6 protein-coding genes and 1 CRISPR repeat array (1 of these 7 running past the window's edge) are annotated in these 11,161 nt (G+C 37.4%); of the genes, 2 read left to right on the plus strand and 4 right to left on the minus strand.

Annotated elements, in window-relative coordinates:
* Window positions 1–43: 43 nt before the first annotated feature.
* The 4 genes from FW781_RS08980 to FW781_RS08995 are packed head-to-tail and all read right to left on the minus strand — an operon-like array spanning window position 44 to window position 8,830.
* Window positions 44–427, minus strand: a complete 384-nt coding sequence (locus tag FW781_RS08980) for a DUF2750 domain-containing protein (protein WP_149387081.1) — start codon at window positions 425–427, stop codon at window positions 44–46.
* Window positions 428–437: 10 nt separating this feature from the next.
* The gene (locus tag FW781_RS08985) at window positions 438–3,848 is read right to left on the minus strand and encodes a DUF6443 domain-containing protein (protein ID WP_149387082.1); all 3,411 of its coding nucleotides are present in this window, start codon (window positions 3,846–3,848) and stop codon (window positions 438–440) included.
* Between the two features lie 5 nt (window positions 3,849–3,853).
* Window positions 3,854–7,279, minus strand: coding sequence for a hypothetical protein (locus FW781_RS08990; protein ID WP_149387083.1), 3,426 nt, complete (start codon window positions 7,277–7,279; stop codon window positions 3,854–3,856).
* Between the two features lie 9 nt (window positions 7,280–7,288).
* A complete protein-coding gene (locus FW781_RS08995; protein ID WP_149387084.1) occupies window positions 7,289–8,830 on the minus strand; it encodes a T9SS type A sorting domain-containing protein in 1,542 nt (513 codons plus the stop codon).
* Window positions 8,831–9,548: 718 nt separating this feature from the next.
* Here FW781_RS08995 and FW781_RS09000 point away from each other — a divergent pair.
* Together FW781_RS09000 and FW781_RS09005 are read left to right on the plus strand one after the other, a co-directional pair.
* Window positions 9,549–10,229 (plus strand): nucleotidyl transferase AbiEii/AbiGii toxin family protein, encoded by a 681-nt coding sequence (locus FW781_RS09000; RefSeq protein WP_149387085.1) that lies wholly within the window; start codon window positions 9,549–9,551, stop codon window positions 10,227–10,229.
* A gap of 37 nt (window positions 10,230–10,266) precedes the next feature.
* On the plus strand, window positions 10,267–10,584 hold the full coding sequence (locus tag FW781_RS09005; protein WP_149387086.1) for a DUF6922 domain-containing protein: 318 nt from the start codon (window positions 10,267–10,269) through the stop codon (window positions 10,582–10,584).
* Between the two features lie 198 nt (window positions 10,585–10,782).
* A CRISPR array of direct repeats spans window positions 10,783–11,161; the repeat unit is 47 nt; unit sequence GTTGTGAATTGCTTTCAAAAATTATTATCTTCGTGATTAGTCACAGC; it runs 1,054 nt beyond the window's last position.

Here is an 11,161-nt window from a genome sequence, read left to right on the forward strand (position 1 = left end):
TATTATTCTATTTTTGATACGAGCGGGACGCTCAACAGCAGGATTATTCTATCTTATCTAGCTCTTCTTGTAAATCTCGATTAAATTCTTCGAGATTTACTACAAATCCTGATTTCCCATTTACAGGAAATACATTAATTAAATAATTTTCAGAATTAATAATATCGAATATATTTTCTTTTAAATCATCTAAAGTTAATTTGATAGGTTTGCAATCGTCCCAACCTCTTTCCAAATATAATGTAACAAACTCCTCAGCAGGCCAAAATGATATAAGATTAAATTCATCAATTTCTGAAATAACATAATCCCCATCCTGATCAATAATTGTCCAAAGTTGTTCAAAGTCTGCAGCCTTCTTAATAAAGTATTCATATCTTTTAATAGGCTCTAATCTTAAAATGTTTTCAATTTCTTTGCTATGCATAATATTAATTTTATTTTTCTCCTTCTACAGGTCTTTCTTTATTCTTTCTTCCTCCCTTATCATATTTGTGCTGCTTCCTATGCAAAGTTCTATCTTGCAGATGAGAATATTTATAGGAGTAGCCTTTTGCTGCCTCTCGTCCCCTTTCATGAGCCAAATCTTTTCCTGGAGGATTTCTGATTGTAGTTCTCTTTCCTTGCGCAACTTTATTTATATCAGATTTTAGCCAACCTTTATCAGCTTTCCCTAGCTTAGGTTCTTCAGCTAACTCTCTTAGTCTTGCCTGTTTACCAGTTCTTCCTGCTTTTTGTAAATTTTTAACTTCTTCTACAGCCTTGAGAGCCGGAACTTTTCCACCTTGTACTGTTAACATTCCTTCAGGCCCACCAGCTACAGATAGAGCTATAGTACCCCAATCAAGAGCTCCATTCACTACTTTTTCTTTCAGGGATTCTTTAGGAACCCCAGTAAGTAAAGTCAAACCACCATCTTCATCAACTACATATTTATTTCTTACAGCATCATTTGAGGTAAAATTAAATGTTCTTACCACGTTATTAGCGACCGCAGCTCTTAGACTATTAATCCCTCCGCCAATCATTTCCGCAAACTCTATAGGATCATCCGGGAGACTAACTTCATTTACTTTTTTAGGCTCTAAACCTTCCAGCTCCCTTGCATCTACAACTCTGTTTCCACTGAAAGCATAGGTAGACCATGTATGATAATCTTCTGCCAGCGGATCTACATTAAAGAACCTGCCCATTGCAGCATCATAGTTACGCCATCGGTAAGAACTCCATCCTGTTTCCGTTTGTTTTTCCTGTCCTTGGGTAGAGTATCTATAGTTTGGAGTAACTGAATTTGAAGTACTCCAGTCTCCACCAAACTCTAATCCAAAAGGATAATAGTGAGTTGTTCTGTCTATTTTTAGGTTACCGGAAGCATCTTTATAATACGCTAATCTGATGTTTCCCTGATGATCTGCATAGTTGTAAATATACAGATTTTTAACAAAGTCATAATACCCTTCTGAGGTTGGAACAAAATCTAATACATCATTGGTATACTGAAATCCATCCAGATAGTCTGTTTTACCAATGGTTTCAATTTGTGTCCTTCCTGTTCCTGAGGTATAAACTTTTCTTAGCTTGGCTCCCGCAGCATTATACAGATATTTTGTATTGACGTTATAGGTGTTAGCAAAGTCATAAGTTCTGTATAATTTATTAAATTTTATGTAATTGGGAAGATTAAGGTAATTGTAATCTATCTGCAACATGCCTCTATCTTCATGGCTGGTCATATTTCCGTTACCATCATAAGGAATTGCTGTTGGTACAGAACCGGGATAGCCTGCATAATTCCCTGAAGCATCAGTCACAGTACTAAGCCTGTTCCCTACGTATATATAACTCAGGTCATCTATCTGTTGTGTTCCAATCCCCGTCAAAAATCTGTTTCTTTTAAGGGTCTGGATATTCCCGTTTACATCATAGGTCAGCGCTTCATTATAATAATTATTCTGTGGAACTGTTGCATTAGGTTCAGAATAGATTCCATTTTTGAGTCTGTCTAATCCATCATACTGATAATTATATCTTCTAAATGTCCCATTATCAACGCTTGACCAGTCTATTTCTGCAATGTTCCCATTGTATTTCCCTGTAGAAACGGTAGAATAAGCAGGATTATGGTATTTCATTTCATAGGCAAAAAGCTTCCCGTTTAAGTTCGTAGGATCATTCACTTTGGTAAGCCATCCTCTGATATTGTAGGTCTGGTCTATAGACTGTAAAGGTGTACCGGTAGAATTTCCTGTCTTTTTATTAATAAGCTGTCCCAGATCATTGTAAGTATTTTCCGCCAGTAGTTCTTCGTTCTGGGTATTCACCTGATGATAATGTTTCAACAGCCTTTTCTGGTCATCATATACAAAACTTTCTTTGATCACCACTTCTGCATCAGCACTTCCTTTCTTGTGATAGGTATAGCTTTCATCCACAGCACTGGAGAAGTCAAGCTTAAATTCTTTTTTGGTATATCCTCCTAAATGGTTCCAGCTTTTCTCTGCTACCTTTCCCCCTTTGGTATTGTAATAGAAATAAGTTTTGGTCCAGTTATCATCTTCAATATTCTTTACATAAGAAGCTGTAGGCAGACCTTGGGTACTTATACCTCCATTAACTGCTTTGTCTTCATTAATAACATACTGATCAAGAATTTTTGCAGGTGGAAACTCCTTTGCATCCCTTGGATAAGAATCATAGTAATTGACGGTAAGCAGTTTAGTAAAACCCGGAAGGAAATTATTGGTATAATACAATACAATGCCATCTTTGGCAAATCCATTGGCAGTCGGGTCTTCACTGATCACCTGTGTACCGATCTGGTTCTGCATAGAAGCCCTGTCTCCTCCTGACATAAGTCCCGTATAGGCAACACGACCCAAAGCATCGTATTTGGTAAGAATCCATTGTCCTTTATTTTTCAGGTTTACATCCTGGGTAAGTATCGGGCGGTCTGCAGCATCATACACCACAGATTCCCAATCATCCCTTCCAGGAAGTCTTTTTTCTACCTGCCTGTCTAGTCCATCATATCGGTACTGGTAGCAATAGGTATTCAGAATATCTGTAGTAACAACGTTATTATTCTGCTCAATCTTCTTTACTGCCAGAGCCGGAATCACAAATGCCTTTTGGCAGTATTCGTTGTAGACATAATAGGTATCAATATTCTGTGTCCCGTCTGTTCTGCGTACCAGTACCGTCTCACCGCGCCCATTCTGAAACTGTATGACAGGAGTTCCATCTTCATCGGTAACCGTATTTTTGTATAATATCCCTGCATCATAAAAGCCACTTCCTGATGCTATGGAAACCGAAGAAATGGTTTTATTATCCGTTCCTACCGTACCAGTAGTAGTATTGGTAATAAATTTCTTAACCTCTGTCCCAAGGTTTACCTCATATTTAAATTTTTGGGTGTGTCCGCTGCTCATCTTCCAGGGATCACCCGGCTGAGCCAAATGCTTTACCCTGTCTAAGGGAGATTTTTCAATTTCCTTTTCTGTGTAGGCATTGGTGACACCGTAATAAGAATTAGCAGCAGTTTCATTCACAATCCCGGTATGAATGGCTGAATTGAGTGTAGTAGCCGGAACAGGAAGGATATCCTTATCCTGTCTTCCAAACCCGTCATAGGTAATAGGGGTAACCAGGTCTTTTCCCGTGGTAGTCGCTTTTACACTGACAATCTGCTTGGGTCTTCCCAGTCCATCGAAATAGGTAACGGTCTCTGTTTTCTTAGTACAGTCACCGCTTAGACAGGTTTTGGATTGTATATAGTTTTCTGTTGTACTTTGCGCATAGGTTGCCATTGCTGTAAACAGCAGACCTAATAATTTTATTTTTTTCATTGTGTTTACTGTTTATAGTTATACTTGAATTCTTTAACCACCTTAAAACTGTATGTTCCTGCATTATCTCTTTCTCTTACCTGGATCTGCTTCAAGCGTTTGGCGCTGTCATAGACATACAGCTCTCTTATTCCCGATGGTGGCGTAATAGTAGTTACTCCCACCAAAGGATCATAGGTATACTTGGTAATCATTCCCACCGGTTGGAAGGCATCAAGGGCTGATAAAAGCTCGGCTTCCTTGGTAGGATCAGCTGCATCTTCATTGGACTTAGCTACGATATTAGTAATCAGACCTTCGACCTGGTTATAAGTGGCTCCTACAATTTTTGCAATCGGTTTGGTTTTGTTATACCCCCAGACAATACTTACCGGTGTACCGTCTTTTTCCCTGTATTGCAAAATATTTCCGTTCTCATCATACTTTTCATAGGTAATATCCTTTGAGGAAATGGCAGGATTCAGAGTATCATAAGAATATTCAGACAATGGAAGCACTAAATTTCCGGTAATCGCGTGAGGGAGAGCGGTTGGATAGCTCGTTTCTTCCCTTGATGTTACTTTGGTAATATTATCTACAGTTTGCTGGGTTTTGGCTTCCAAAGAAATACTTACCATATTCTTATCAATCATCAGCTGGTTTCCTTTTTCGTAGGCATACTGATACGTTTTTTCTGTTGTAGAAAGATCTGGGAATATTGTTTTCTGTGATGTAATCTGGGTATGTTTTGGATTGTTATAGAAATACTGGGTTTCCGTCTTCATTGCATTTCCATTCAGATAATCTATCGTTTTCTGGGACTTCAGGTATTCAAAATGAGAGATATTTTTGTATTGTACGATGTCAAGGTTATCCAGTTTATCTTCATAGGTAATCAGACCTACAGGCTTACCAAAACAGACATCATTATACGTTTGAGTCGTATTTTGAGCCCCTGATGCCTGACAGTTTTTATACCCATCTACTGCATTGTATTTGTGAGAGTGACTGGCAGTACAATAGGTATAGGAAATGGTTTTTACTACATCCTCGGCTGTACAGAGTTTTGTCTCATTCTTAGTAACAGGATTATCATAATTTTTTCTGATCGAAAAGCCGTCTACCTGATATTTTCTGCTATTATCTTCTTCATAGTTCATTTCAACAGTACGTACCATATTATTACCGGCATCAAGGTATTTGGTAAAAATTTCGCGCCCGTTATTCCAGCCAAAGTTGGTCCAGACGGAGTTTCGGATATTGTCCCCATAAATTACTTTTCCAAAATCATCTGAACTGGTAGAATATTGATGAATAATATTAGATTTTCCCTCTACAATTTCCTGAACCGTTTTATAAAATACATTGGGATGAGTAGCAAACAGCTGATTGATATTGGAAGAAGTTACCATCGTATAGGGAAATCTTTCTACCCCTGTAGGTACAGATCCACTTGGAAGGTTGGGATTATTTGTACTGCAAGTTCTTGTAAAGAGAAGCTGTTCCTGAAATGCAGGGGTTCTCAATACAACAGCTTCCGTATTTTGTTCATTCAAATCACGGTAAACAAATTTTCTGGTTGTGGCCATTCCGTTTTCTGTAGCATCTGTAATTTTGGCAATTCTCAGGCCGCCAATTGGTCCTTCTTTGTCTCCGTAAACAGCCTCTTTGGTTGTATAACTTGCTGACGCCGTAGAGCGGGTACAAACAAATAGGGTCCAAAGTTTAAGAGTTAAAGGCTCATCTTTCTGAACATGGGCAAAAAGACCTGCTCCATTGTTGGTAGGAAAAGTAACCGAATTACCAGCACTGGTAACAATCCCGGTAGAAGTTTTAAAATATAATGGGACAGCCTGGCCATTAGCTTTGAGCAGGCTAACAATTGCCCGGTGCTTTCCGGTAACCTGCTCGGCAGGATCACACGAGCTGTTAAACTGGGCACTCCCTCCCAGAGTAATATCTTCTGTTCGGAGCGGGGTAAAAGGCACTGTATTTTCAACGTGCCCGTTAGTATCATCTGCCGTGGCTTTGATCTGAGTTCCTGTTCTTTCAGAGGGGCTCAACATCACATTTTTCTCAATTGCAGTATGGTTTTCGTAGACAAACTCTGTTGATCCCTTAGTTGGATAAATAATCTTTTGAAGTATTCCAATAGCCGTATTTTGTGGACTAACCTGCTGCGCAGCTCCGTTGTATGAACTCCACATTGATACTTCAGGTATGGAAGGAACCAGGTTGGTATTGTCGATCATTCCGTTATAATATCCCCAGCTGTCTCTGCTAAAGGAAAGCCTTTGAGGAAATACATCAGGTAAATTGTACTGAAATCCATAGGTGGTATTTAAAACACTGTCTACTACAGAAGTAAGAAACAGACGGTTATTAGCAGTAAGATTGTAATTGAGCGTAACATCATTGATGATATTGCCATTAACCTTTTTAGTAACTTTTTGCAGTCTCTTATAATCTCCACTTCCTCCCGATTGCAGATAATCAAAAATAATTTCTCCATAGGAAGGATTATTACTATAAATTCGTTTAATCTGTTTTCCGGTAACGGTCTGATTATGACTGATCAGCTCACTGACCTGTGGATAACGGATAAATGCAGGGTTTCCACAACTAGACGTCATAGGACCTGCGTTAGGAGATGTATAAGATAAAGTTTGGGATTGGCTCATCGTTGCGGTATACCCGCCATCCACATTTTCAATAAATACCATTTCTCCACTGGTTACATCCTCAATTTTAGTCAGATACCAGGCTGTTGTAGAAATGGATATAAGGGAATGCCCTGCCCCAGCAGTACGGTTGGAAGTTGTTTCCTTATCTGTAAAATAGTATTTGGTTCCATTATCTACCGTTATGGTAAAAGAATTTCCTCCACTTGTCCCCTCTATGACCACATCTTTTTGGGAATAAATAACCGGGATTCCTTTTTTATCAAATACGAATTTAATCTGCATCCCTCCAAAGCTCGCCATATATAAATCCTGCTCTGTATCTATATCATCGAAAGAAGCATCCTGGAAAAACTGCATGGCAGCTGTAGTATTAGCGCCTAAATCTCCAATATTAGTCGGAATATTTATATTGGACTGATTGTCTTCATCAGGAAGATCTCTTATCACTCTGGTAATTACTCCTCCGGAAACAAGATTCCAGCCGAGTCCTGTAGAACCGTTCATATCGTCTACTTTGAGTCCATTGGAAAAATAATTGAGCCTGATCGGAATATTAATATTCTCAGTATCAAACGACGTAACAGGGATATCTACATTAGCATTCCCTGTAAAAAGGCTTACCGGAAGATTTCCAAAAGCGCCAAGTTTATAGGACTCCGCAGAGGGCGGAATAATATTAGGAAGGGTTGATTGTTTGCTTCCCGTAGTTTGTGCTATTGCTGTAGTTAAGGACAGGCAAAAAAACAAACTGGTTATATTTCTTTTCATTATTGTGTTCTATTTCTTAATTAATTTGGCATTCGCTGTTTTACCAGTATCAGTTTTTATAGTCACTACATAAGCCCCTTGTACCAGAGCCTGCGTATTAATTTTAGTTACTTTGTTCTTGGTTTTTACGCTTTGCAGCTGTCTTCCACTCATATCATATAAGAGAATATCAGCCTCCTTGAATGAGCTTCCTATTTCTATATAAGCATAGTCAGATACTGGATTGGGATAGATTTTGATGTCATATTTTTCAATGAGCTGATCAATCTGCTTGTCTCCCAGCTTTACAATCTTCCAGTTTTCTTTACCTAATTCTGTGGCACTGGTTCCTGCAAGAATAATTGAGCCATCTCTGTTCAGTTTTAAATCAGAAAGCCTTTCTTCCTTCTTTCTGGATTCTCCGGTGATATATTTTCTCCATGATTCGTTCCCTAACTGATCAATATAAAGCAGCCAAAAAGTCTCATCATCAGTCTGTATTCTTCCTTCAGCCTGAGTGTAACCTCCTAATAGAATTCCTTTAGAAGATTTGTCATCTGCGGAATGAATTGCGCTCATTCCCATCAGGACATCACGATTACCGAAGTTGTAAGACTTTTGCCACTGTTCATCACCTTTTTCATTTAAAGAAATAAGCCATAAGTCTGTTCCTTCTTTAATACCTGCCGTTTTATTTCCTGATCGTTCCGATCTGGACTCCCCACCGATCATTAAACCGTCGGAAGTTAAAGCAAGGGTTCTTATGTGGTCATCACCTTTCCCCCCAAAGTTCTTTTCCCATTCTACTTTCGAGTTTTTATCAAGTTTTATCACCCAAAAATCTCCTTCTCCATAGTTTTCCGTCTTTTTTGAACCACCGGCACCACTTCTGGAATAAATTCCGAGTAGTGCGCCACCGTCAGGTGTTGGAATCATTTTTTCCACTTCATCTAATCCAGGGCCACCTAAAACAAGTTGGGATAATTCTTTTCCGTCTTTGTCAAGTCGGGTGATCAAAACATCTTTGGAACCGTAACTTTTCGCAGCGTTTTGTACATTTCCGGCAACAAAGAATCCTAAATCTGTAGTTTGAATGACTGACCTTGCTTCTTCGTCTGAAGAGCTTCCTAATGTTTTTTGCCATAACTCATCACCAAATTCACCCAAACGGATGAGCCAGATGTCTGAACCACCTTTACTCTCATCCTTTTTATCAAGCCCCTTCCCAGAGAATGTGGTACCTGAAATTAAAAATCCGCCATCCTGTGTGGTAACAGTAGCAGAGAGATAATCATGATTTTGTCCTGAGAAGTATTTTTCCCAAACCTCTTCCCCTTGCTGGTTAAGTTTTACCAGGTGGAAATCATAACCATTGTTCTGTTTACTGGTTTGTTGTAATTTATCGCTCTGAATTGAGCTTCCCGTGATCAGATACTGCTGATCGATTGTTGTGGTGACCTGGCTTAAAAAATCCTGTGTAGAGGATTTGATGTCTTTCTGCCATACCACTTCCTGAGCAGAGATACCCAGGACTGTGTATAAAGTGAATACACAGAGATAATTTTTTTTCATAGGCTTGTGCTATATTTGAGGGGATAAAAGTATTATTAATAATTTATACACATACTCCGTAAAAACCCCATATTTACATTCATTTTTGTAACATATGTATTACCAATTAATGTTATATCGAACTACAAAAATAAAAGCTCACTACGACAGAACTTGTCGTTTTTTATTTATTGAGTATAATATTTAAATAGCACTGAATTATTAAACTTGTACACTTATTTACAAAAAGAAATCCTAAAATAAAAGTGCCGTAGATTAAAGTCACAGTAATAAAAAAATAAAGTTTAGTTTAACAATAAAGCTTCTCAACAGCTCCCAAAACCAACAACTTTACAAACGAAAATCTATCAAAATACTGAACAAAAAAGTCTCACAGAGCGAAGCAGCAACTTTGTTAGGACGTAAGGACTTTCAAAGTTGCGAATGAGCTCCTAACTTTTCCACATAGTTGTCGAAATCGCACGCATTTAACAGACAATAAATCCATTCTTAAAATAGAATTTTAGGAAGAAAAAACTATGCTAAAATTTAAGTTGGCTGTATCAGTATGCAGATACTAACTACCAACAGACAAAAATTGTAATTCCATTTATTAATATATCCATCAATAAAAGGTTGATAATTTAGCTTTCATTGATAATCAAAGCCAAATAGTTCCTTGTAAAGTCCTTGTAGAAGCATACCTCACTTTCAGAATTAATTTTCTGAAAAATGAAATATGCTACATAAAGAAACTGTCAGTACCGAAATGTGGGAACTTCTTCAGAAACTGATGAAAGAGGAAAGACTAAAGGATTTTACCTTGGTAGGTGGCACCGCACTCAGTCTAATGCTTGGTCATCGTTTAAGTATTGATATTGATCTGTTTACAACCAAACCGTTTAATGAGAAGTCTATCCTAAACTATCTCTCGAATAACTATCCTGTTGAAGTTAAAAATACTTTTGAAAATACCTTACTTTTGAAAATATCTGAAATCAAGGTCGATATCCTTGCCCATCAGTATCAATGGCAATTGCCTACAATAATAACAAAAGAAGACATTAGGTTGGCATCCCTTGAGGATATAGGCGCTATGAAACTTCACGCTATATTTCAAGATGGAAGCAGAATAAAAGATTTCGTTGATATGCATTTTCTACTGGAACACAATTCCCTTAAGACTTATCTTGATTTTTATCAAAAAAAGTACGGAGGAAATCCCTCACTTGCTGCCTTAAGTTTACTACATCATGACAGTATTGATAGGAATGTACAAGTCAAGATGATAAAAGGTAAAGATATAACCTGGCAAAAGATAGAAGAGAGATTAAAAAAATCAGTACATAACCCATTACTGAAATTTACTGAAATCAAAGAGCAAAATAATAAACAAAAGGTACGTAGATTCAAGCGCTAAACTTTCATATATCACTATTATTCAGTAAATTTATACTATGAAAAAAGGAAATAAAAAAAGACCATGCTTTGATATCGATCCTTCATTTTTTTGGGATTTTGATTTAGATGCGATGGATTTAGATAAAGCCTATAAATCAATTATTGCCCGTATTGTTGAACGTGGTAATCAAAACGACATTGATAGAATTGTAGAATTTTATACTTACGAAAAAGTATTCAAAGCAATTCGTGACGAAATCCATTTCCTGCCAAATTATGCAATTGATAAAGCTATAGAGTTTTTCCCCGAACTTAAAAAAGAAGAGATGCACTGCTATATTAATCGTAAGGATAAACCATATCATTGGATATAGCTAAGAAAATAGTTATTTGAGCTATAACTAGAAACCAATTATATTTTTGAGAAAACAATTTCTCGTATTAAAAATTGAAAGGTGCTACATTGGAAATAACAATGGCAATAGTAATGGGTGAACGATTATGAATTGCAAAAATTACTATTTTTCCGATCAGCTACAACAGCCTAAAAATCTTTCACGAGACATTGCATAGTTGTGAGTTGCTTTCAAAAATTATTGCCTTCGTGATTAGTCACAGTAGTTGGTTCGGGATTATGGTGATAAGGAGGGTTGTGAACTGCTTTCAAAAATCATTATCTTCGTGATTAGTCACAGCGCACAGCGGATTAAATTCATAGCATCATCAGTTGTGAATTGCTTAAAAAAATTATTACCTTCATGATTAGTCACAGCGGCTAAACAAATTTTAAATCAAGCGAAATGGTTGTAAATTGCTTTCAAAAATTATTATCTTCGTGATTAGTCACAGCAGGTCACGGGTTCAAGTCCCGTAGTTGGCTGTTGTGAATTGCTTTCAAAAATTATTATCTTCGTGATTAGTCACAGCAATACATCAACAAAGCAACTTTAA

Source organism: Chryseobacterium panacisoli (assembly GCF_008274625.1).
In the GTDB taxonomy this organism is placed as follows: domain Bacteria; phylum Bacteroidota; class Bacteroidia; order Flavobacteriales; family Weeksellaceae; genus Chryseobacterium; species Chryseobacterium panacisoli.

Bases quoted from the DNA above. Each gene is read 5' to 3' on its own strand.
- FW781_RS08980 (WP_149387081.1), bottom strand. From the start codon at position 427: ATGCATAGCAAAGAAATTGAAAACATTTTAAGATTAGAGCCTATTAAA.
- FW781_RS08985 (WP_149387082.1), bottom strand. From the start codon at position 3,848: ATGAAAAAAATAAAATTATTAGGTCTGCTGTTTACAGCAATGGCAACC.
- FW781_RS08990 (WP_149387083.1), bottom strand. From the start codon at position 7,279: ATGAAAAGAAATATAACCAGTTTGTTTTTTTGCCTGTCCTTAACTACA.
- FW781_RS08995 (WP_149387084.1), bottom strand. From the start codon at position 8,830: ATGAAAAAAAATTATCTCTGTGTATTCACTTTATACACAGTCCTGGGT.
- FW781_RS09000 (WP_149387085.1), top strand. From the start codon at position 9,549: ATGCTACATAAAGAAACTGTCAGTACCGAAATGTGGGAACTTCTTCAG.
- FW781_RS09005 (WP_149387086.1), top strand. From the start codon at position 10,267: ATGAAAAAAGGAAATAAAAAAAGACCATGCTTTGATATCGATCCTTCA.